The sequence below is a fragment of the Streptomyces sp. BHT-5-2 genome (assembly GCF_019774615.1).
Taxonomy (GTDB): Bacteria; Actinomycetota; Actinomycetes; order Streptomycetales; family Streptomycetaceae; genus Streptomyces.
The window spans coordinates 802,485-823,625 of sequence record NZ_CP081496.1 but is presented as its reverse complement, the minus strand read 5'-3'; the positions used below and the strand labels follow the sequence as shown (position 1 = coordinate 823,625).

The following is a 21,141-nucleotide window of genomic DNA, read 5'->3' as shown; positions in this document are numbered from 1 at the left end:
GCCGTCTGGCGTTTGAGGACCGGGGTCCGGGGCGGCGCCCCGAGCGAGCCCACCGCACGAAGGAACCACGTGAGAGACACGTCGCACGGCGCACACGAAACGGCGGCGACCTTCCACGCCGTCTACGGCACACAGCCCACCGGACTATGGGCCGCCCCCGGCCGCGTCAATCTCATCGGTGAACACACCGACTACAACGACGGCTTCGTGATGCCACTGGCCCTCCCGCACACCACCCTCGCCGCCGCCGCACCCCGCACCGACGGGGTCCTGCGGCTGCACTCCGCCGGCGCCGACGGCGGCATCGTCGAACTGCGCCTGGACGACCTCCGCCCGCCGGCCGCCGCCGGCGGCGACTGGGCCGCCTACCCCGCTGGCGTGGCCTGGGCGATGCGGGAGGCCGGCCTGCCCGTCGGCGGCGCCGACCTGCACTACACCAGCACCGTCCCGCTCGGCGCCGGCCTCTCCTCCTCCGCCGCCCTGGAGGTCGCCACCGCCCTCGCCCTCGACGACCTGCACGGCCTCGGCCTGCCCCGCGACGAACTGGCCCGGCTCGCCCAGCGCGCCGAGAACGCCTTCGTCGGCGTGCCCTGCGGAATCATGGACCAGACCGCCGCCGCCTGCTGCACCGCCGGCCACGCCCTCTTCCTCGACACCCGCGACCTCACCCGCCGCCACGTCCCGTTCGACCTGGCCGCCGCGGGCCTGCGCCTCCTCGTCGTCGACACCCGCGTCCGGCACCGCCTCGGCGACGGCGCATACGCCGAACGGCGCGCCGGATGCGAACGCGGCGCGCGGGCGCTCGGCGTGCACGCGCTGCGCGACATCCCCCACGCACATCTGCCCGCCGCCCTCGAAGAACTCGCCGGCGACCCCGTCGTCCAGGCCCTGGTGCGCCACATCGTCACCGAGAACCACCGCGTGGAACAGGCCGTCACCCACCTCGAAGCCGGCCGCCCCCGCGCCATCGGCCCCCTGCTCACCGCCGGCCACGCCTCCCTCCGCGACGACTTCAAGATCTCCTGCCCCGAACTCGACCTCGCCGTCGACACCGCCGGCGCCGCCGGAGCCCTCGGCGCCCGGATGACCGGCGGCGGCTTCGGCGGCTCCGCCCTCGTCCTCGTCGAGGAGGCCGCCGCCCCGGACGTCACCGACGCCCTGCACACCGCGTTCGCCACCGCCGGCCACACCGCCCCGCGGATCTTCCCCGCCGTCCCCGGCCCCGGCGCCCACCGCCTGGACACATAGCGCCCGCGGACCCCGCCCCGCCACTTTCGTCAACCGCCCTCCCGCCCCGCCCCCCGTCCGTACGCTGTCACCAGCGCCGGTGGGGGCCGGCGCCGATCAGGGGGCGAGACCGTGCCGGTGCCGCGCCCCGGGCAGGGGGGCCGGCTCCGCGGCGACGTCCGCGCGACGGAGGCGATCTTCAATCCGGGCGCCGTGCCCGCTATGGTCCGTTCACCGAGACAGGGGGTCTCTGTGCAACGAATCCGGGTTCTGGTGGTAGACGACCACCGCATCTTCGCCGAATCCCTGGCGGCCGCACTGGCCGCGGAGGTGGACGTGGACGTCGCAGCGGCGGGCAGCGCCCCGGCGGCGCTGCGCACACTCGACCGGGCCGCATCCGACGGCCGCCGCTTCGATGTCCTGCTCGCCGACGCCGACCTGGCCGCACCACTGCTCGCGGTGCCGCCCCAGGGCTCCGCCCGCGACGGCACCGCCCGCGAGAGCCCGCCCCGCGGCGCCCCACCGGACGGCATCGCACTCGTCTCCGGCCTGCGCACCAGCCACCCGTACCTGCGGACCGTGGTCCTCGCCGACCGCGACGACCCGCGCCGGGCCGCCGCCGCCCTCCAGGCCGGCGCCTCCGGCTGGGTCGCCAAGGACTCCTCGCTCTCCCGGCTCCTCGCCGTCATCCGCGGCGTCCTGCGCGACGAGACGCACCTGCCGCCCGCCCTCCTCACCGGCGTCCTGCGCGAGCTGACCGCGGCCCGCAAGCACCGCACCGAGAGCGAACGGCTGGTGGAGTCCCTGACCCCGCGCGAACGCGAGGTACTGCGCTGCATGGTCGCCGGCCTGGGCCGCAAGGCCGTCGCCGAACGGCTCTTCCTCTCCCCGCACACCGTCCGCACCCACATGCAGAACGTCCTGGGCAAGCTCGGCGTGCACTCCACCCTCGCCGCGGTCGCCCTGGCCCGCCGGGCCGGCGTCGGCCCCGCCGAACTCGAACCGGCCGCGGCGGGCCCCCTCACCGTGCCCTGACCCCGCGCCCGCCCCGACGGCCCGGACGCATCACCCCGCGGCGCCCCCACCGCCCTCCGGTCCCGGACCGGTCAGCACGGCCACACCCCGGGCGGCCAGCCCCACCCGCGTCACCGCCGCCGCCCGGGGCACCAGCGCGTCCACCATCGGCTCCGGAAGCGCCACCTCCACCGCCCGGCTCCCGTGGTTCAGCAGGAACAGGAACCGGCCCCCGGCACCCTCCCGCACGGCCGCCTGCACCCCCGCCGGCAACCCCGGCAGCACCGGCGACACCCCCGCCACCTCCCGCACCTCGTCCAACAGCGCCCGCAGCAGCGCCGGTTCGAGCCGCGTCCCCACATACCAGGCCGTGCCCCGCCCGTAGCCGTGCCGGGTCACCGCGGGCCGCCCCGCCAACTCCCCGTCCAGGAACCGCGCCACCACCTCCGCACCGGCCGGCACGATCTCCTCCGACCACAGATCCGCCCGCCCCGCATGGCGCCCGCCCCCCACCGCCACCGACGCCCCCTCCGCCAGCGGCCAGAACTCCGCCACCCGCAGCCCCAGAAGCTCCCGCAACGGCCCCGGATAGCCCCCCGGATGCACCCGGTCGCACGCGTCGACGATCCCCGAGAAGAACGACACGACCAGATGCCCCCCGCCCCGGACGTACGCCGCCAGCCGCGCCGCGTCCCCGGCCGTCAGCAGATACAGATTCGGCACCACCACCATCCGGTACCCCGACAGCTCCCGCCCCGGCGGCACCACATCGCACACCACCCCCGCCTCGAACAACGGCCGGTAGTGCTCCAGCGCGCCGCGCGAGTGGTCCAGCGCCGCGGACGGCCGCGAATCCAACTCCAGCGCCCACCAGCTCTGCCAGTCCGCCAGCAACGCCACCGACGCCACCGACCGGGCCCCCTCGACCCCCGGCACCGCCGCCAACTCCCGCCCCAAAGCACACACTTCACGGAAGATCCGGGTGTCCGTCCCCCCGTGCGGCACCATCGCCGAGTGGAACTTCTCCGCCCCGCCCGACGACTGCCGCCACTGGAAGAACAACACCGCGTCCGCGCCCTGCGCCACCGCCTGCCAGCTCCACAACCGCATCGCCCCCGGCGGCTTGGGACCGTTGCGGGGCCGCCAGTTGACCGCACCCGGCGCCTGCTCCAGCAACAGCCACGGCTGCCCGCCCCGCGCCGACCGCATCAGGTCGAACACATAGCCCGCCCGCACATGATCGTCCGCCACATGCGGATCCTGGTAGAAGTCCAGCGCCATCACATCCATCGACGGCGCCCAGCCGAACGCGTCCACCGGCTTGTGCTGCGGCATCAGATTGGTCGTCACCGGCACCCCCGGCGTCAACCGCTCCAACACCGCCCGCTCGGCCAGATAACACTCCCGCAGCGCATGGTCACCGAACCGCAGGAAGTCCAACTGCTGCGCCGGATTGGCGAACGTCGGCGCCGTCCGCGGCGGCAGCACCTCCGCGAAGTCCCCGTACGCCTGCGACCAGAACGACGTCGACCAGGCGTCGTTGAGCGCCGCCACGCTCCCGTACCGCTCCCGCAGCCACCGCCGGAAGTCCTCCGCCGACACCTCGCAGAAGCACTGCCGGGTGTGGCACCCGAACTCGTTCCCCACATGCCACATCGCCAGCGCCGGATGGCCCGCGTACCGGGCCGCCAGCCGCTCCACCAGCCGCACCGCGTACGCCCGGAACACCGGACTGGACGGGCAGAAGTGCTGCCGCGCCCCCGGCCAGCGCCGCCGGCCGTCCGGCCCCTCCGGCAGGACCTCCGGGTGCGCATGCGTCAACCACGGCGGCGGCGACGCGGTCATCGTCGCCAGACACACCTCGATCCCCGCACCCGCCAGCCCGTCCAGAACCCGGTCGAACCACCCGAAGTCCCATTCCCCCGGCCGGGGTTCGACCTTCGCCCAGGAGAAGATCCCCGCCGTGACCATGGTGACGCGGGCCGCCCGCATCAGCTCCAGATCCTCGGCCCACACCTCCTCCGGCCACTGCTCGGGGTTGTAGTCGCCGCCGAATCGGATGCCCATCGGACCCCCTGGCTCGCATACCGGATTCCGGCACCGCGCGGCCCCGGGGCCCACCGCGGCACCACGTCACGGGCACCGCCCCCGCACCCGACCGCTCCCGGAGCGCCGCCCCCCAAGGTCTGCCTCACGAGGAGTTCTTGTACACACTCCACCCGCCGTCCACCACCAGGCTCGCCCCCGTCACGAACGACGCCTCACCCGACAGCAGGAACGCGATGGCGGCCGCCACCTCCTCGGGCCGCCCCAGCCGCCGCACCGCGGTCTCCGCCGCGCTGGCCCGCCGCCGCTCCTCGTCGACACCGTCCCACGCGGCGGTCAGCACCGGCCCCGGCAGTACGCAGTTCACCCGCACCTGCGGCCCGTACTCCACCGCCAACTGCCGCCCCAGCCCGGTCAGTCCGGCCTTCGACGCCGCATACGCCGGCCGCCCCGGCAACCCCACCAGCGCGTGCACCGACGACGTCAGCACCACCGAGCCCCCGCGCGTCCGCAGATCCGGCAGGGCCGCCTTCACGCCCAGGAACGCGCCGGTCAGATTCACCGCCAGCTGCCGGTCCCACTCCGCCGGCGACGTCCGGTCGGCCGGCGCCACATGCGGCAGATACGCGTTGCTGACCAGCCCGTCCACCGGCCCGTACCGGCCGTGCGCGGCCGCCACGGCCCGCCGCCAGTCGTCCTCGCCGGCCACGTCGCAGTGCTCGTACGAGGCCCGGCCGCCGGCCGCGCGGATGCGCCGCGCGGTGCGCTCCCCGCGCTCGTCGTCGACGTCCAGCAGCAGCACCGCGGCTCCCTCGGCCGCCAGCCGGTCCGCGGTGGCCGCGCCGATGCCCCCGGCCGCCCCGGTGACCAGCACCGTCCGCCCCGCGAACCGCCGCCTCCGCCTGCCGCCGCCGTAGTACGGACCTCCGGGCGCCGAGCCCGTTCCCTCCTGGCTCATGCAGTGATCCAAGCCCACTGCGGGGCACTCCGGCAAGAGCACCCAAAACGGCGCCGATCCGGGGACCTAGCCCGGCACGTTGTCAAACGGTCCGGTCAATCGACGGAGCAGACCGGCCAATTCGTGGCGCTGCTGCCGCGACAGCTCCGCCAGGATGGCCCGCTCCTGCGTCAGCAGCCCGGCCAGTGACTCGTCGGCCTTGTCGCGGCCCTTGGCGGTCAGCCGGACCAGCACCCCGCGCCGGTCGCTGGGGTCCGGCAGCCGCTCCACCAACTCCTTCTTGGCGAGCCGGTCGATGCGGTTGGTCATCGTGCCGGAGGTGACCAGGGTCTGGGTGAGCAGTGCGCCGGGGGAGAGCTGGTAGGGCGCACCGGCGCGCCGGAGGGCGGTCAGCACATCGAATTCCCAGGGCTCCAGGCCCACCTCGGAGAACGCCAGACGGCGGGCCCGGTCGAGATGTCTGGCCAGCCTGGAGACGCGACTGAGGACCTCAAGCGGCTCCACGTCGAGGTCCGGGCGCTCGCGGCGCCATGCTGCGACCAGTCGATCGACCTCGTCCTCCATGGCGATCAGTGTAAAGGGTCTGTCGACATAAAGTCTCTTGATGACAAGCATCTCGACGTCGAGATATATTTTCCTGTACCACTGGGCATCGTGGCCGCGAGCCCGGAATCCATCCGAGTTGGCCAGAACTCGACCGAGCGGAGTCCGGAGCGACCCTCTACTGAACGTGTCGACCCTGCACCAGCAAAGGGGTTATCGAACATGCACGACGCACCGACCTGGGACCCACAGCAGTACCTCCACCACTCGGCCCACCGCACCCGGCCGTTCCACGACCTCATCGCCCGTATACCGCAACTCCCCCGCCCCGGCCGCCCCGCCCGCATCGCCGACCTCGGCTGCGGCCCCGGCAACGTCACCGTCCTGCTCGCCGACCGCTGGCCGGACGCCCACATCACCGGCTTCGACAACTCCCCCGAGATGCTCAAGGAGGCCGAGACCTACGCCGGCCCCACCCCCGGCGGCGGCCACCTCGACTTCGCCCCCGCCGACGCGGCCACCTGGACCCCCGAAGAACCCTTCGACCTGATCGTCTCCAGCGCCGCCCTGCAATGGGTCCCCAACCACCCCGACTCCTTCGCCCGCTGGATCGACACCCTCACCCCCGGCGGCGTCCTGGCCTTCCAGGTCCCGGGCAACTTCACCTCGCCCAGCCACGCCCTCCTCGGCGAACTGTGCGACGCCCCCCACTGGCGCAAGCGCCTCGACAACCACGGCCGCCGCTTCGTCCACATCCTCGAACCCGCCGGCTACCTGGCCCGCCTCACCGACCTCGGCTGCACCACCGACGCATGGGAGACCACCTACGTGCAACTGCTCCAAGGCGACGACCCCGTCCTCGACTGGGTCAAGGGCACGGCCCTCCGCCCCGTCCTCACCGCCCTCGAAGACGACCCGGACGCCCGCGACGCCTTCCTCGCCGAATACCGCGACGCCCTGCGCCACGCCTACCCGACCGGCCGCCACGGCACCGTCTTCCCGTTCCGCCGCATCTTCGCGGTAGCCCAGAAGCCCACCGGCGACCCCGCCGCCTGACCGGACGCTCCGCGATGAGCACCGGCCTCGACCACATCCAGCTCGCCGCCGGCCTGGGGAGGCAGGAGAAGGCTGCTGGCTCGAGGCCGGCGCGGCCGGGATGCGCCGCCGCCTCCTCCTCTTGATCCGGCAACGAATCACCGTGCGTGAGGAGTTCCCCACTCCGTTACTTGCTGTAGTCGACCGGATGCGCCGGATGCATGGGAAGCGCGGGCCGGCATCGCCCCACGAAAACCTCAGTTCTTGCGATGCCCTATGAGCCTCGGCTTCGGCTCCAGATTCCCCAGCCCATGCCACGCCAGATTCACCAGATGCGCCGCCACCTCCGCCTTCTTCGGCTTGCGGGTGTCGACCCACCACTGGCCCGTCAGCGCCACCATGCCGACCAGCGCCTGGGCATACAGCGGCGCCAGCTTCGGATCGAAGCCGCGCGCCTTGAACTCCAGCCCGAGAATGTCCTCGACCTGCGTGGCGATATCGCTGATCAACGAGGCGAAGGTGCCCGTCGACTGGGCGACGGGGGAGTCCCGGACCAGGATCCGGAAACCGTCCGTGAACGTCTCGATGTAGTCGAGCAGCGCGAACGCCGCCTGCTCCAGGAGCTCCCGCGGATGCCCGGCGGTCAGCGCACCGGTCACCATGTCCAGCAGCTGCCGCATCTCGCGGTCCACGACCACCGCGTAGAGCCCCTCCTTGCCGCCGAAGTGCTCGTAGACCACCGGCTTGGAGACCCCGGCCTTCGCCGCGATCTCCTCCACCGACGTGCCCTCGTACCCCCGCTCGGCGAAGAGCGTGCGGCCGATGTCCAGCAACTGCTCACGGCGCTCCGCGCCGGTCATCCGCACCCGACGGGCCCGCCGTCCCCCCGAGGAAGCGGACCCCGAGGCAGCGGCCCTCGACGCTGCGGTCCTTGAAGACGCGGAGGACTTTCCCTTGCTGCCGTTGTTCGCACTGCTGTCGATCGCCACCCGTCAATCATGCCCCCAGCGGGGACTTCCCCTCCCCACGAGCGCCGCCGCTGCGCCGGGCGTCCAGCCGCGACGCGTCCGGCCACCGCACGTCGCGCGCCCAACCGGCCAGCTCGAACCAGCGGATCAGCCGGGCACTGGAATCCAGCTGCCCCTTCAACACCCCGTGCCGGGCACACGTCGGGTCGGCGTGGTGCAGGTTGTGCCAGGACTCCCCGCAGGACAGGACCGCCAGCCACCAGACGTTCCCGGACCGGTCCCGGGACTTGAACGGGCGCCGGCCCACCGCGTGGCAGATGGAGTTGATCGACCACGTCACGTGATGCAGCAGCGCCACCCGTACCAGGGAACCCCAGAAGAACGCCGTCAGCGCACCCTGCCAGGACCACGTCACCAGCCCGCCGACCAGCGGCGGGACCAACAGCGAGACCACCGTCCACAGCAGGAACTGGCGCGAGACCCGCCGGATCGCCGGGTCCTTGATCAGATCGGGCGCGTACTTGTGCTGCGGCGTCTGCTCCTGATCGAACATCCAGCCGATGTGCGCCCACCACAGGCCCTTCAGCAGCGCCGGAACCGTCTCGCCGTACCGCCACGGCGAATGCGGATCGCCCTCCGCGTCGGAGAACTTGTGATGCTTGCGGTGATCGGCCACCCACCGGACCAGCGGCCCCTCCACCGCCAGCGATCCCATGATCGCCAGCGCCACCCGCAGCGGCCGCTTGGCCTTGAACGCGCCATGCGTGAAGTAACGGTGGAAACCGATCGTGATGCCGTGACAGCCGATGAAGTACATCGCCGTCATCAGCCCCAGGTCCAGCCAGCTCACCCCCCAGCCCCAGGCCAGCGGCACCGCCGCGACCAGAGCCAGAAACGGCACGGCGATGAACAACAGCAGGGTGATCTGCTCCAGAGACCTGCGCTGCTCGCCGCCCAGCGTCGCGGACGGCAGAACGGAAGCGGCAGAAGAACCTGCGGACGCGTCGAGCGGCATCGTCGACTCGTCCACTGCGTTGGGGCCAGGGGTCATGTGGTGTCCCTCGTCGGGGGCTCGGGGGCACGGCTACGGACTTACGAGACCGTAACCTACGGTCTCGTAAGTATGGCAGCGACGCCGCCCCGGGCAAGGCCGTGACAGGCGCCCGCCCACCCCGCCCCGGCCCCTGCTCCCCCCGCCGCCCATCCTGTGGACGGTGTGATCCGCCACAGACGGGGACACCTATCCTGGGGACGTCGGACAGCGCGGTCCGCCACCCGCCCAGACGTGCTCGATGACTGCACCATCCCTGCAAGGAGCCGCACCTGTGAGCAGTGCCGACAACACCCCCGCCGAGCCCGCCACCACCGGAACCCAGGGCCCCACCGGCGACAACGTCGCCCTGCGCGCCGACATCCGCCGCCTCGGCGACCTCCTCGGCGAGACCCTCGTCCGGCAGGAAGGCCAGGACCTCCTCGACCTCGTCGAACAGGTCCGCGCCCTGACCCGCAGCGACGGCGAGGCCGCAGCCCGGCTCCTCGGCGAGACCGACCTCGCCACCGCCGCCAAGCTCGTCCGCGCCTTCTCCACCTACTTCCACCTGGCCAACGTCACCGAGCAGGTCCACCGCGGCCGCGAGCTGCGCACCCGCCGCGCCGCCGAGGGCGGCATCCTCGCCCGCACCGCCGACATGCTCAAGGACGCCGACCCCGAGCACCTGCGGGAAACCGCCCGCAACCTCGGCGTCCGCCCCGTCTTCACCGCCCACCCCACCGAGGCCGCCCGCCGCTCCGTCCTCACCAAGCTCCGCAAGATCGCCGAGCTGCTGGACCGCCTCGACCCCGCCGAACGCCGCCGCGTCGACCTCCGCCTCGCCGAGAACATCGACCTCATCTGGCAGACCGACGAACTCCGCGTGGCCCGCCCCGAGCCCACCGACGAGGCCCGCAACGCCATCTACTACCTCGACGAACTCGGCCGCGGCGCCGTCGGCGACGTCCTGGAGGACCTCGCCGCCGAACTCGAACGCGCCGGCACCAAGCTCCCCGCCGGCACCCGCCCCCTCACCTTCGGCACCTGGATCGGCGGCGACCGCGACGGCAACCCCAACGTCACCCCCCAGGTCACCTGGGACGTCCTGATCCTCCAGCACGAACACGGCATCACCGACGCCCTCGAACACGTCGACGAACTCCGCGGCGCCCTCTCCAACTCCATCCGCAACTGCGGCGCCACCGACGAACTCCTCACCTCCCTCCAGCGGGACCTCGACCTCCTCCCCGAGATCAGCCCCCGCTACAAGCGCCTCAACAGCGAAGAGCCCTACCGCCTCAAGGCCACCTGCATCCGCCAGAAGCTCCTCAACACCCGCGACCGCCTGGCCAACGACACCCCCCACGTCCCCGGCCGCGACTACCTCGGCACCAGCGAACTCCTCGACGACCTCACCCTCGTCCAGACCTCGCTGCGCGCCCACCGCGGCGGCCTCGTCGCCGACGGCCGGCTCGAACGCACCCTCCGCACCATCGGCGCCTTCGGCCTCCAGCTCGCCACCATGGACGTCCGCGAACACGCCGACGCCCACCATCACGCCCTCGGCCAGCTCTTCGACCGCCTCGGCGAGGAATCCTGGCGCTACGCCGACATGCCGCGCGACTACCGCCGCAAGCTCCTCGCCAAGGAACTCCGCTCCCGCCGCCCCCTCGCCCCCAGCCCCGCACCCCTGGACGAGGCCGGCGCCAAGACCCTCGGCGTCTTCCGCACCATCCGCAAGGCCAAGCAGACCTTCGGCCCCGAAGTCATCGAGTCCTACATCATCTCCATGTGCCAGGGCTCCGACGACGTCTTCGCCGCCGCCGTCCTCGCCCGCGAAGCCGGCCTCATCGACCTCCACGCCGGCTGGGCCAAGGTCGGCATCGTCCCCCTCCTGGAGACCACCGACGAGCTGAAGATCGCCGACCAGCTCCTCGACGACATGCTCTCCGACCCCTCCTACCGCCGCCTCGTCGCCCTCCGCGGCGACGTCCAGGAGGTCATGCTCGGCTACTCCGACTCCTCCAAGTTCGGCGGCATCACCACCAGCCAGTGGGAGATCCACCGCGCCCAGCGCCTGCTGCGCGACGTCGCCCACCGCCACGGCGTCCGCCTCCGCCTCTTCCACGGCCGCGGCGGCACCGTCGGCCGCGGCGGCGGCCCCTCCCACGACGCCATCCTCGCCCAGCCCTACGGCACCCTCGAAGGCGAGATCAAGGTCACCGAACAGGGCGAGGTCATCTCCGACAAGTACCTCGTACCGTCACTGGCCCGCGAAAACCTCGAACTCACCGTCGCCGCCACCCTCCAGGCGTCCGCCCTGCACACCGCCCCCCGCCAGTCCGACGAGGCCCTCGCCCGCTGGGACGCCGCCATGGAGACCGTCTCCGAGGCCGCCCACGGCGCCTACCGCCGCCTCGTCGAGGACCCCGACCTCCCCGCCTACTTCTTCGCCTCCACCCCCGTCGACCAGCTCGCCGAACTCCACCTCGGCTCCCGCCCCTCCCGCCGCCCCGACTCCGGCGCCGGACTCGACGGCCTCCGCGCCATCCCCTGGGTCTTCGGCTGGACCCAGTCCCGCCAGATCGTCCCCGGCTGGTTCGGCGTCGGCACCGGCCTCAAGGCCGCCCGCGAAGCCGGACTCGACACCGTCCTCGACGAGATGCACGAGCACTGGCACTTCTTCCGCAACTTCCTCTCCAACGTCGAGATGACCCTGGCCAAGACCGACCTGCGGATCGCCCAGCACTACGTCGACACCCTCGTCCCCGACGACCTCAAGCACGTCTTCGACACCATCAAGGCCGAACACGCCCTCACCGTCGACGAAGTCCTCCGCGTCACCGGCGAAACCGAACTCCTCGACGCAAGCCCCGTCCTCAAGCAGACCTTCCACGTCCGCGACGCCTACCTCGACCCCATCTCCTACCTCCAGGTCTCCCTCCTCAAGCGCCAGCGCGACGCCGCCGACGCCGGCCAGGAACCCGACCCGCTGCTCTCCCGCGCCCTCCTCCTCACCGTCAACGGCGTCGCCGCCGGCCTCCGCAACACCGGCTGACCGGCCCCGCACACAGACGGCGGGCCCGCCCGGAGCAACCTCCGGACGGGCCCGCCGTGCGCGCACCGCAACCTCACGAGTTGTACGTCGACTGCGCCCGCTCCAGACCCTCGATCACCAGGGCCTCCACCGCATCCGCCGCCCGGTCCACGAAGTAGTCCAGCTCCTTGCGCTCCGCCGACGAGAAATCCCTGAGCACAAAGTCCGCCACCGGCATCCGCCCCGGCGGCCGCCCGATCCCGAACCGCACCCGGTGATACTCCGCACCCAGCGACTTCGTGATCGACTTCAGCCCGTTGTGCCCGTTGTCACCGCCCCCCAGCTTCAACCGCAACGCACCGAAATCGATGTCCAACTCGTCATGCACCGCAACGACGTTGGCCACCGGCACCTTGAAGAAATCCCGCAACGCCGTCGTCGGCCCACCCGACAGGTTCATGAACGACGACGGCTTCGCCACCACCACCCGGCGGCTCGACGGACCCGGCGGACCGATCCGCCCCTCCACCACCTGCGCCCGCGCCTTGTGCGCCTTGAAACGGCCACCCATCCGCGCCGCCAGCAGGTCCGCCACCATGAACCCCACGTTGTGGCGGTTGCCCGCATACTCCGGGCCCGGATTGCCCAGCCCCACGATGAGCCAGGGGCTCGCCGCATCCGTCATGTCCACGTCTCCTCGAAAACGACCCAACCGCCGCCCCGGCGCCGCCCGGCGCCGCGACAGCGGTTGGGAAGAAAACTACCGCGGAACTACCGCGAGAAGGCTCAGGCCCCCTCGCCCTCGCCCTCGGCACCCTCGGCCGGAGCCTCGGCCTGCGCGGCGACGACCTGCAGCACCGCAGTGTCCTCGTCGACCGCCAGCGTCGTGCCGGCCGGCAGCGCGATGTCCTTGGCCAGCACGGTGTGACCGGCGTCCAGGCCCGCGATCGACACGGTCACCGACTCCGGGATGTGGGTCGCCTCGGCCTCGACCGGCAGGGTGTTGAGCAGGTGCTCCAGCAGGTTGCCGCCCGGCGCCAGCTCGCCCTCGGTCTGGATCGGCAGCTCGACGGAGACCTTCTCGCCCTTCTTCACGGCCAGGAAGTCCACGTGCACCAGGAAGCGACGGATCGCCTCACGCTGGACGGCCTTCGGGATCACCAGCTCGTCGGTGCCCTCGCCCTCCAGGCGGATCAGCGCGTTCGGCGTCTTCAGAGCCATCATCAGCGCGTGGCTGTCGACCGCCACGTGCTTCGGCTCCGCACCGTGGCCGTAGACGACCGCCGGAACCTTCTCCTCGCGGCGCAGACGGCGCGCGGCGCCCTTACCGAAGTCGTTCCGGGCTTCGACGGCGAGCTTGATCTCGGCCATGTCGCACTCCTCGTATCTGGAAGAAACTCTGCGGGGCGTCACCCGGCCCACGACAGACCTGCTACGAAGAGCGCGTCGATAACGGACCGCCGCACCACATGAGTGCGGCCTCCCTCGCCGAGCAACTCGCAGAGTCTACCCGGCGGGGAGGCCGCCCCGAAAATCGATCTAGAGAGAGCCGAAACTCACTGCTCGTCGAAGAGGCTCGTCACCGAACCGTCCTCGAACACCTCACGGATCGCCCGCGCGATCGTCGGCGCCATCGACAGCACCGTGATCTTGTCCAACTCCAGCTCCGAAGGCGTCGGCAGCGTGTTCGTGAACACGAACTCACTCACCTTCGAGTTCTTCAGCCGATCCGCCGCCGGACCCGACAGCACACCGTGCGTCGCCGTCACGATCACATCCGCCGCACCGTTCGCATACAGCGCCTCGGCCGCCGCACAGATCGTGCCACCGGTGTCGATCATGTCGTCCACCAGGACACACACCCGGCCCTTGACGTCACCCACGACCTCATGGACCGTGACCTGGTTCGCCACGTCCTTGTCACGACGCTTGTGCACGATCGCCAGCGGCGCACCCAGCCGGTCGCACCAACGGTCCGCCACCCGCACCCGACCCGCATCCGGCGAGACCACCGTCAGCTTGTCGCGGTCCACCTTGGCGCCCACGTAGTCCGCCAGCACCGGCAGCGCGAAGAGATGATCCACCGGACCGTCGAAGAAGCCCATGATCTGGTCCGTGTGCAGATCCACCGTGACGATACGGTCCGCACCCGCCGTCTTCATCAGATCCGCGATCAGCCGCGCCGAGATCGGCTCCCGCCCACGGTGCTTCTTGTCCTGACGCGCATACCCGTAGAACGGCACGATCACGGTGATGCTCCGGGCCGAAGCCCGCTTCAGCGCATCGATCATGATCAGCTGCTCCATGATCCACTTGTTGATCGGAGCCGTGTGGCTCTGGATCAAAAAGCAGTCCGCACCACGCGCCGACTCCTGATAGCGGACATAGATCTCGCCGTTCGCGAAGTCGAAAGCCTTCGTCGGGACCAGGCCCACACCCAGCTGGTGCGCGACCTCCTCGGCAAGCTCGGGGTGGGCGCGGCCGGAGAAGAACATCAGCTTCTTCTCGCCGGTCGTCTTGATCCCGGTCACAGCAAATCTCCTTGCATCACTGTTTGCGTGCGCTCATCACGGTACGCCCCGCACGGCATACCCCTCGGCACAGTCACCGCTCACCCTCGGACGCCGGGCCAGACCCCTGACCCGACTCCGACTCACGAGCGGACGAAGCGGCCTGCGCGGCGGCGCTCCCGGGCCGCTTGCGCGCGACCCAACCCTCGATGTTCCGCTGCTGGCCACGCGCGACCGCCAGCGAACCCGGGGGCACATCCTTGGTAATGACCGAACCGGCCGCGGTGTACGCGCCGTCCCCGATCGTGACCGGCGCCACGAACATGTTGTCCGAGCCCGTCTTGCAGTGCGACCCGACCGTCGTGTGGTGCTTCGCCTCACCGTCGTAGTTCACGAACACACTCGCCGCACCGATGTTGGTGTACTCGCCGATCGTCGCATCCCCCACATACGACAGATGCGGCACCTTCGTGCCCTCACCGATCCGCGAGTTCTTCATCTCGACGAACGTCCCGGCCTTCGACTTCAGCCCCAGGACCGCCCCCGGACGCAGATACGCGTACGGACCCACCGAAGCCTCCGGCCCGACCTCCGCACCGTCCGCCACCGTGAACGACACCGACGCCCCGGCACCCACCACGGTGTCCTTGAGCCGCGACTGCGGGCCGACCTCCGAGCCCGACGCCACATGCGTCGACCCCAGCAACTGCGTCCCCGGGTGCACCGTCGCGTCCTGCTCGAACGTCACCGACACATCCACCCACGTCGACGCCGGATCGACCACCGTGACGCCGGCGAGCATCGCCCGCTCCAGCAGCCGCCCGTTCAGCAGCCGACGCGCCTCCGCCAACTGCACCCGGTTGTTGATCCCCAGGATCTCCCGGTGGTCGTCCGCCACCGCGGCCCCCACCCGGTGACCGGCCTCCCGCACGATGCCCAGCACATCCGTCAGGTACTCCTCACCCTGACTGTTGTCCGTGCGCACCTTGCCCAGCGCGTCCACCAGCAGCCGCGCATCGAACGCGAACACCCCGGAGTTGATCTCCCGGATCGCCCGCTGCGCCTCGCTCGCGTCCTTGTGCTCGACGATCTCGGTCACCGCACCGGTCGCGGAGTCCCGCACGATCCGCCCGTAACCCGTCGCGTCCGGCACCTCGGCCGACAGCACGGTCACGGCGTTCTTGTCCACGGAATGCGTCTCGCTCAGCTTCCGCAGCGTCTCGCCGGTCAGCAGCGGGGTGTCACCGCACACCACGACGACCGTGCCGTCCAGCGTCACGCCCTCGCCGCTCAGCTCCTCCAGGGCGGTGCGGACGGCATGGCCGGTGCCGTTCTGCTCGTACTGCACGGCGGTGCGCACGGCGGGATCGATCGCGGCGAGGTGCTCCCGCACCTGCTCGCGGGCGTGGCCGACGACCACGACGAGGTGTTCGGGGTCCAGCTCACGGGACGCGGCGACGACGTGGCCGACGAGGGAGCGGCCGCAGATCGCGTGCAGGACCTTGGGGGTCGTCGACTTCATGCGGGTTCCCTCACCCGCTGCGAGAACGACGACGGCGGCCGGGCGGTTGGCGCTCACGGGATGCCCTTCGGCTTCTTGGCTACTTCGGGTGGTGGTCATCCGAAGGATACCGGGGCGTTTGGTGGAGGAAACGAGCGCGGGTCCTGACCTTGCGGTCAGGACCCGAACTTTGCTCTGCTCCCCCGCAAGGATTCGAACCTTGTCCTGCTGGTACCAAAAACCAGTGTGCTGCCAGTTACACCACGGGGGACAGTGCGTCAGACCATACCTGACTCACTGATCGCTGTGGGAGCTGTTACCAACTACACATGCCGGCCCACCATCCCTCGATGCGGCGGTACAGCTCTGCGCTTTGCAGGACTCGGACCACCAGACAGCCGTGATAGCTCTCACCGGTGTTCTTGCGGGTGGTCTTGGGGTTGTGTTTCTTGAGGGTGGTCCGCTCAAGCGTGGCGACGTCCACCCCCACGAGATCGGCCCAGTAGCGCTCGGCAGCTTCCACGTCCGCGCTCTCATGGATCATGACTCGATAACGCACCCGCTCCGGCTCGATCTTCAGCAGTCGCAGCCAAGCCAAGTAGAGGCGGATCATGTCCGGGTCACTATTGACGAACTGGAGGTGCTCCCGCCTGGCATAGGGCTTGCTCTTCGCGCCCTCAGCCCAGTACAGCCCGACGCCGACCAGGAACAACTCCCGCTCCGTAAGTACGCCGATCTGCTTCTTGGCCTCCGCTTTGGTCTCTGCGATCTGGCGATCCCGCGCCTCTCGGTACGGCGCCCACCGGGCCTCGCGCATCTGGTGCATGGCCTCCGGCGACTTCGTCGGCCTGGGCAGGTCGCGGACCCAGAGGGAAACCGAGCTCTTGGAGACGCCGAGCTCCGCGACGATCTCGTCGTACGTCCGGCCTGCGCGGCGCAGTGTGCGGGCCTGCTCTCGGAGGTCGTCCTTGGCGTTGGGGCGCTTCGTCCACCCGGGAGGGGGTTCGCCTTCCAGGAGGTCGGTCAGGGCGCCGTCGCTGAGCGGGCCGAGCCGGTCGCAGATCTGGCGTCTGCTGAGGCCGGCGCGGCGGAGGGCGACGGCCTGGGGGCGTAAGGCTTCGTAGTCGGGGTGGGGGTGGTCGGCGTGGGGCCGATGGGTGTGCGTCATGGGTGCAGGCTGGCTCGGGCCGGGTGCGTCGCGGGGCGAAAGTGCGAGCGATTCAACAGTTCGAGGGATATCCGGTCGTAACGGTTGGTAACGGGCTGGAAGCGTGCTGGGAGCGGGCCCGGGGGCGGCGGGCCGGCGCCCGTACGCTGGGCGGTATGACCGCAACGGGGGCAAGTGAGAACGTGGCTGCGCGAGGGAGGCCGGGGGGCGGTCCCTGGTGGTGGGCGCGGCGGCGCAGTGCCGTGCTGGATGTGCTGTTGGCGGTGGTGTCGACGGTGGAGTGCATGGCGGAGGGGGTTCCGTTCGCGCACTCGTCGGGGATGCCGGTGGCGTTGGGGGTGCTGCTGGGTGTGGTGGTCGGGCCGGTGCTGCTGGTGCGTCGGCGGTGGCCGGTGGCGGTGGTGCTGACGTCGATCGCGGTGATTCCGGCGGAGATGGGCGGGCTGCTGAGTGTGGTGGGGCTGTATTCGTTGGCGGCGTCGCATGTGCCGCGGCGGATCATCGGGCTGTTGGCGGGGATGACGGCGGTCGGCACGGTGGTGTCGACGTTCTTCAGCATGCGGCAGGACGTGGCGGGGCAGCCGGACTTCAATCCGCCGGTGTGGTTCCTGGCGTTGATGGCGTTGGCGGTGGGGTTGGTGCTGACGGCTCCGCCGGTGTTGTGGGGGTTGTACGTCGGTGCGCGGCGGCGGTTGGTGGAGAGTCTGCGGGAGCGTGCGGACGGTCTGGAGCGGGAGTTGTCGCTGCTGGCGGACCGGGCGGAGGAGCGTGCGGAGTGGGCGCGTAACGAGGAGCGGACGCGGATCGCGCGGGAGATGCACGACGTGGTGGCGCATCGGGTGAGTCTGATGGTGGTGCATGCGGCGGCGTTGCAGGCGGTGGCGTTGAAGGATCCGGAGAAGGCGTCGCGGAATGCGGCGTTGGTGGGGGACATGGGTCGGCAGGCGCTGACGGAGTTGCGGGAGATGTTGGGGGTGCTGCGGACGGCCGAGGGGGCGGGGGGTTCGGACGAGCCGGAGCGGTTGGCGGCGGTGGCGTCGCGGGTGTCGCGGCAGGCCGCGGAGGGTGCCGGGGGTGCCGGGGAGGGTGTGGTGGAGGTGCCGGGGGGTGCGGTCGTGGGGGTGGCCGTGGGGCCGGTGGGCGGTGCGGAGCCGGAGGGGGACGGGCCGTGGTTGGGGGAGTTGGGGGAGTTGGTGGAGCAGTCCCGGGCGGCCGGTATGGCGGTGGAGTTCTCGGTGCTGGACGGCGAGGGGGAGCCGGTGTCGGTGGACGGCGGTGGGCCGCGGTATGTGGCGCGGGTGGAGCAGACGGTGTTCCGGGTGGTGCAGGAGGCGTTGACGAACGTGCACAAGCATGCGCCGGGGGCGGGTGCGCGGGTGCGGTTGGCGCATCGGGCCGGTGAGGTGGCGGTGCAGGTGGAGAACGGTCCGTCGGTGCGGGGGGCGGCGGATGCCGGGTTGCCGAGTGGGGGGAACGGTCTGGTGGGGATGCGGGAGCGGGTGGTGGCGCTGGGTGGGGTGTTCGTGTCCGGTCCGACGGAGGCGGGGGGTTTCCGGGTGTCGGCGGTGGTGCCGGTGGGTGCGGCGGGCTGAGGCCGGTGGTGGGTGTGCCGGGGCGGGCTGTGGTGGGGCCCGTTCGTCCGGTGGGGTGCGGGGTCAGTCGCCGGAGAGGGTGAGGCGGCTGGGGCGGGTGCCGAGGACGAGGGTGCCGAGGGCCTGGTCGAGGTCGGGGCCGAGGTACCAATCGCCGGTGTGGTCGAGGCTGTAGACGCGGCCCTGGGTGTCGATGGCGAGGGTGGCCTGGGGGTGGGTGGTGCCGCGGGTGGCCTTGGTGTCGGGGAGTTGTTCCTGGCCGAGGGGGGCGACGTCGGTGTCGAGGGCGCGGCCGAGGTCGCCGAGGGTGCGGGCGAGGTGGAGGCCGAGGAGGGGGTCGATGGCGAAGGGGGTGGGGGCGATGTGGCGGCCGGGGCCGGGTCCGGTGATGCGCAGGCCGCCGAATTCGGCCCAGGCTTCGACGGCGGCGGGGAAGACGGCGTGGCGGTGGCCGGCGGGGGAGGTGTGGTTGCGGAGGGTGTCGGCCCAGTGTTCGGCCTGCTGTATGTCCCAGCGGCCGGGCTGCCAGCCGGCTTGCTGGAGGGCGGTGTCGACGGCGGTGGGGAAGCGGGCGGGTGCGGGGCCGTCGGCGGCGGGGGTGGTCGGCATGGTGGCGGTCAGCTCCCTTGGGGCGTCGTGGCCCCGATGGGCATGACGCCGAAGTGGGCGAGGAGGGCGTCGCAGGAGCGGCAGGGTGGTGCGTAGCTGCCGTGCTGGGGGTCGCCGTCCTCGCGGATGTGACGTGCGGTGATCTTGGAGTGTTTCAGGGAGCGGCGGGCTTCGCCCTTGGTGAGGGGTTTGCGGGAGGCGCGTTTGCCGCGGTTGGTCTCGACGGCGGTGAGGTGGCGGGAGAGGAGGACAGCTTCGGGGCATCGGCCGGTGAAGCGGTCGCGTTGTGCGGTGGTGAGGGTGTCGAGGAAGTCCTGGACGAGGGGGTGGTGGGTGGGGGGCTGTTCGGCTTTGCTCGCCGTACAGGTGAGGGTTTGTCCGCGTACGGACAACGCGGCGCCGATGGTGGGGAGGATGCCGTCGCGGCGGTGGCGGAGGGCGGGGGCGCGGTCGGTGTCCGCGGTGCCGCTCCAGCCGATGCGGGGGTCGCCGCCGGCTCGTGGGTCGGCGGTGGTCGTGTGGTGTGCGGTGGTGCTCATGGTGGTGCTTCCCTCCCTGCAATCCCCCGGTTTGCGGAGGTCAGATTGCCAAATGTGCTGGGTGTTGCGGTAGTCGGACGCGCTGTCGGGGATGTCACTGGGGTGTGACGGTTCGTCGGTTGTCCGGTAACGGGGCTGGTGGGCGGGGTGCGGCCGGGTGGTGCCGGGGGGTGCCGGGCGGAGGGTGACGCGGGGGTGGCGTGGGGCTGACGGTGCGGTGCGGGCACAGGACGGGAGGTGTCGTCGCGGAGCGGTGACGGTGGGGGTTGTGTGGTCGGGCGACGGGCGGGCAGGGGGCTGTTGCGGCACCGCATAGGCTGTGCCCCAAAGCCAGCTTCAGCCAGGGGGCAACCGCGATGACGACAGGTCGGCAAGGACTGGGGACGCACCCCGGCCTCCAGGCCGGAGGACGTCCCGTGCCACCGAACTCGGCCTATGCCGGGCAGGTCGTGCATTTCCCGGATCCGGTGCGTGCCGCGCGGTATCCGGCCGGGGTGCGGATGGACGGGAACGGCTTCCCGGACTTCTCACCGTACGCCCGGGCGGCGGCCGAGATCGCGGAGCCGCCGGAGGGTTTCGGCGTCGACGAGTTGCGGCTGACGGACTTCGTGTCGGCGAACGCGGCGCTGCACGCGCAGGGGCACGAGCTGTGGATAGATGTGCCGGCGGTGGCGACGCCGCACGGCTGGACGTGGCACCACGTGGCGGGGACGCGGCGGATGGAGCTGGTCCCGGTCGAGGTGAAGGCGCTGCTGCGGCACCACGCGGGGCTGGCGACGACGGCGGTGGCGCACGACAAGCGGGGCACCCGGCCGTTGCAGGAGACGCGTCCGGTGCATTTCGGGCTGCCGCGGCGGGAGCTGGCGGTGGGCGAGGAGCAGGTGACGCAGGCCGAGGAGGCGCTGGGGTACCGGCTGCCGGGGGCGTACCGGTCGTTCCTGAAGGCGGCGGGCGGGTGCGCGCCGGTGGGGGCGGCGCTTGACGCGGAGCTGGGGCTTCTGGTGGACCAGCCGTTCTTCGCGGTGCGCGACGACGCCGCGGTCAATGATCTGGTCTATGTGAACAAGTGCCTGCGCGACCATTTCACCAAGGACTACCTGGGGGTGGCGTTCGTGCAGGGCGGTGTGGTCGCGGTGAAGGTGCGCGGTGAGGCGTTGGGCTCGGTGTGGTTCTGTCCGTACGACGACGCCCGGGACCGGGACGGATGGTCGGTGCAGGAGCGGGTGGAGCGGCTGATGTTGCCGTGCGGTGCGGATTTCGATGACTTCCTGCTGCGGCTGGCGGGCGATCCGCCGGAGTTGGAGACGGTGGCGAACCTGATGGTGGACGGCGGTTTCGCGTACGCCGTGCCGGTGGAGGGCTGA

At 71.5% G+C, this 21,141-nt stretch carries 18 protein-coding genes and 1 tRNA gene; 6 read left to right on the top strand and 13 right to left on the bottom strand.

Annotation, left to right across the window (positions count from 1 at the left end):
* Positions 1 to 69: 69 nt before the first annotated feature.
* Both galK and K2224_RS03405 read left to right on the top strand, forming a co-directional pair.
* Positions 70 to 1,248, top strand: a complete 1,179-nt coding sequence (gene galK / locus K2224_RS03410; protein WP_221905185.1) for a galactokinase — start codon at positions 70 to 72, stop codon at positions 1,246 to 1,248.
* Positions 1,249 to 1,449: 201 nt separating this feature from the next.
* Entirely contained in the window at positions 1,450 to 2,262 is an 813-nt protein-coding gene (locus tag K2224_RS03405) for a LuxR C-terminal-related transcriptional regulator (protein ID WP_398194378.1), read from the top strand.
* 30 nt (positions 2,263 to 2,292) lie between these two features.
* Here the strand turns inward: K2224_RS03405 and K2224_RS03400 are convergent, their stop codons facing one another.
* From K2224_RS03400 to K2224_RS03390, 3 genes are all read right to left on the bottom strand, one after another.
* A complete protein-coding gene (locus K2224_RS03400) occupies positions 2,293 to 4,308 on the bottom strand; it encodes a beta-galactosidase (RefSeq protein ID WP_221905183.1) in 2,016 nt (671 codons plus the stop codon).
* A gap of 124 nt (positions 4,309 to 4,432) precedes the next feature.
* Complete coding sequence (locus K2224_RS03395; protein ID WP_260692322.1) at positions 4,433 to 5,245, bottom strand: SDR family NAD(P)-dependent oxidoreductase; 813 nt, start codon at positions 5,243 to 5,245, stop codon at positions 4,433 to 4,435.
* Positions 5,246 to 5,311: 66 nt separating this feature from the next.
* The gene (locus tag K2224_RS03390) at positions 5,312 to 5,809 is read right to left on the bottom strand and encodes a MarR family winged helix-turn-helix transcriptional regulator (protein ID WP_016573281.1); all 498 of its coding nucleotides are present in this window, start codon (positions 5,807 to 5,809) and stop codon (positions 5,312 to 5,314) included.
* Between the two features lie 201 nt (positions 5,810 to 6,010).
* On the opposite strand from K2224_RS03390, the gene K2224_RS03385 reads away from it, so the two are divergent.
* Positions 6,011 to 6,844, top strand: coding sequence for a trans-aconitate 2-methyltransferase (locus K2224_RS03385; RefSeq protein ID WP_221905182.1), 834 nt, complete (start codon positions 6,011 to 6,013; stop codon positions 6,842 to 6,844).
* Positions 6,845 to 7,080: 236 nt separating this feature from the next.
* Here the strand turns inward: K2224_RS03385 and K2224_RS03380 are convergent, their stop codons facing one another.
* Positions 7,081 to 7,812, bottom strand: a complete 732-nt coding sequence (locus K2224_RS03380) for a TetR/AcrR family transcriptional regulator (RefSeq protein WP_221905181.1) — start codon at positions 7,810 to 7,812, stop codon at positions 7,081 to 7,083.
* Between the two features lie 7 nt (positions 7,813 to 7,819).
* Positions 7,820 to 8,842, bottom strand: coding sequence for a fatty acid desaturase (locus K2224_RS03375; RefSeq protein ID WP_221905180.1), 1,023 nt, complete (start codon positions 8,840 to 8,842; stop codon positions 7,820 to 7,822).
* Between the two features lie 274 nt (positions 8,843 to 9,116).
* Here K2224_RS03375 and ppc point away from each other — a divergent pair, with 274 nt between their 5' ends.
* Complete coding sequence (ppc, locus tag K2224_RS03370; RefSeq protein ID WP_221905179.1) at positions 9,117 to 11,879, top strand: phosphoenolpyruvate carboxylase; 2,763 nt, start codon at positions 9,117 to 9,119, stop codon at positions 11,877 to 11,879.
* Positions 11,880 to 11,952: 73 nt separating this feature from the next.
* Here ppc and pth read toward each other — a convergent pair whose 3' ends face one another.
* From pth to K2224_RS03340, 6 genes are all read right to left on the bottom strand, one after another.
* Positions 11,953 to 12,543, bottom strand: coding sequence for an aminoacyl-tRNA hydrolase (gene pth / locus K2224_RS03365; RefSeq protein WP_221905178.1), 591 nt, complete (start codon positions 12,541 to 12,543; stop codon positions 11,953 to 11,955).
* A gap of 101 nt (positions 12,544 to 12,644) precedes the next feature.
* Entirely contained in the window at positions 12,645 to 13,229 is a 585-nt protein-coding gene (locus tag K2224_RS03360; RefSeq protein ID WP_221905177.1) for a 50S ribosomal protein L25/general stress protein Ctc, read from the bottom strand.
* A 185-nt stretch (positions 13,230 to 13,414) separates the two neighbouring features.
* Positions 13,415 to 14,389, bottom strand: a complete 975-nt coding sequence (locus K2224_RS03355; RefSeq protein WP_221905176.1) for a ribose-phosphate diphosphokinase — start codon at positions 14,387 to 14,389, stop codon at positions 13,415 to 13,417.
* Positions 14,390 to 14,462: 73 nt separating this feature from the next.
* Positions 14,463 to 15,947 carry a bifunctional UDP-N-acetylglucosamine diphosphorylase/glucosamine-1-phosphate N-acetyltransferase GlmU gene (glmU, locus tag K2224_RS03350; RefSeq protein ID WP_221905175.1) on the bottom strand — a complete coding sequence of 495 codons (1,485 nt, stop codon included), beginning with the start codon at positions 15,945 to 15,947 and terminating at the stop codon, positions 14,463 to 14,465.
* A 120-nt stretch (positions 15,948 to 16,067) separates the two neighbouring features.
* A tRNA-Gln gene (locus K2224_RS03345) sits at positions 16,068 to 16,140 on the bottom strand.
* A gap of 45 nt (positions 16,141 to 16,185) precedes the next feature.
* Positions 16,186 to 17,037, bottom strand: coding sequence for a hypothetical protein (locus tag K2224_RS03340; RefSeq protein WP_221905174.1), 852 nt, complete (start codon positions 17,035 to 17,037; stop codon positions 16,186 to 16,188).
* Between the two features lie 155 nt (positions 17,038 to 17,192).
* Here K2224_RS03340 and K2224_RS03335 point away from each other — a divergent pair, with 155 nt between their 5' ends.
* The gene (locus K2224_RS03335; protein ID WP_260692321.1) at positions 17,193 to 18,629 is read left to right on the top strand and encodes a sensor histidine kinase; all 1,437 of its coding nucleotides are present in this window, start codon (positions 17,193 to 17,195) and stop codon (positions 18,627 to 18,629) included.
* Positions 18,630 to 18,692: 63 nt separating this feature from the next.
* Here the strand turns inward: K2224_RS03335 and K2224_RS03330 are convergent, their stop codons facing one another.
* Both K2224_RS03330 and K2224_RS03325 read right to left on the bottom strand, forming a co-directional pair.
* On the bottom strand, positions 18,693 to 19,238 hold the full coding sequence (locus tag K2224_RS03330) for an SUKH-3 domain-containing protein (RefSeq protein WP_221905172.1): 546 nt from the start codon (positions 19,236 to 19,238) through the stop codon (positions 18,693 to 18,695).
* Between the two features lie 8 nt (positions 19,239 to 19,246).
* The gene (locus K2224_RS03325) at positions 19,247 to 19,777 is read right to left on the bottom strand and encodes a YwqJ-related putative deaminase (RefSeq protein ID WP_221905171.1); all 531 of its coding nucleotides are present in this window, start codon (positions 19,775 to 19,777) and stop codon (positions 19,247 to 19,249) included.
* Positions 19,778 to 20,133: 356 nt separating this feature from the next.
* On the opposite strand from K2224_RS03325, the gene K2224_RS03320 reads away from it, so the two are divergent.
* Positions 20,134 to 21,141, top strand: coding sequence for an HNH endonuclease (locus tag K2224_RS03320; RefSeq protein ID WP_221905170.1), 1,008 nt, complete (start codon positions 20,134 to 20,136; stop codon positions 21,139 to 21,141).

Bases quoted from the DNA above. Each gene is read 5' to 3' on its own strand.
- K2224_RS03405 (WP_398194378.1), top strand. From the start codon at position 1,450: ATGGTCCGTTCACCGAGACAGGGGGTCTCTGTGCAACGAATCCGGGTT.
- K2224_RS03400 (WP_221905183.1), bottom strand. From the start codon at position 4,308: ATGGGCATCCGATTCGGCGGCGACTACAACCCCGAGCAGTGGCCGGAG.
- K2224_RS03395 (WP_260692322.1), bottom strand. From the start codon at position 5,245: ATGAGCCAGGAGGGAACGGGCTCGGCGCCCGGAGGTCCGTACTACGGC.
- K2224_RS03390 (WP_016573281.1), bottom strand. From the start codon at position 5,809: ATGGAGGACGAGGTCGATCGACTGGTCGCAGCATGGCGCCGCGAGCGC.
- K2224_RS03385 (WP_221905182.1), top strand. From the start codon at position 6,011: ATGCACGACGCACCGACCTGGGACCCACAGCAGTACCTCCACCACTCG.
- K2224_RS03375 (WP_221905180.1), bottom strand. From the start codon at position 8,842: ATGACCCCTGGCCCCAACGCAGTGGACGAGTCGACGATGCCGCTCGAC.
- pth (WP_221905178.1), bottom strand. From the start codon at position 12,543: ATGACGGATGCGGCGAGCCCCTGGCTCATCGTGGGGCTGGGCAATCCG.
- K2224_RS03360 (WP_221905177.1), bottom strand. From the start codon at position 13,229: ATGGCCGAGATCAAGCTCGCCGTCGAAGCCCGGAACGACTTCGGTAAG.
- K2224_RS03340 (WP_221905174.1), bottom strand. From the start codon at position 17,037: ATGACGCACACCCATCGGCCCCACGCCGACCACCCCCACCCCGACTAC.
- K2224_RS03335 (WP_260692321.1), top strand. From the start codon at position 17,193: ATGACCGCAACGGGGGCAAGTGAGAACGTGGCTGCGCGAGGGAGGCCG.
- K2224_RS03330 (WP_221905172.1), bottom strand. From the start codon at position 19,238: ATGCCGACCACCCCCGCCGCCGACGGCCCCGCACCCGCCCGCTTCCCC.
- K2224_RS03325 (WP_221905171.1), bottom strand. From the start codon at position 19,777: ATGAGCACCACCGCACACCACACGACCACCGCCGACCCACGAGCCGGC.
- K2224_RS03320 (WP_221905170.1), top strand. From the start codon at position 20,134: ATGACGACAGGTCGGCAAGGACTGGGGACGCACCCCGGCCTCCAGGCC.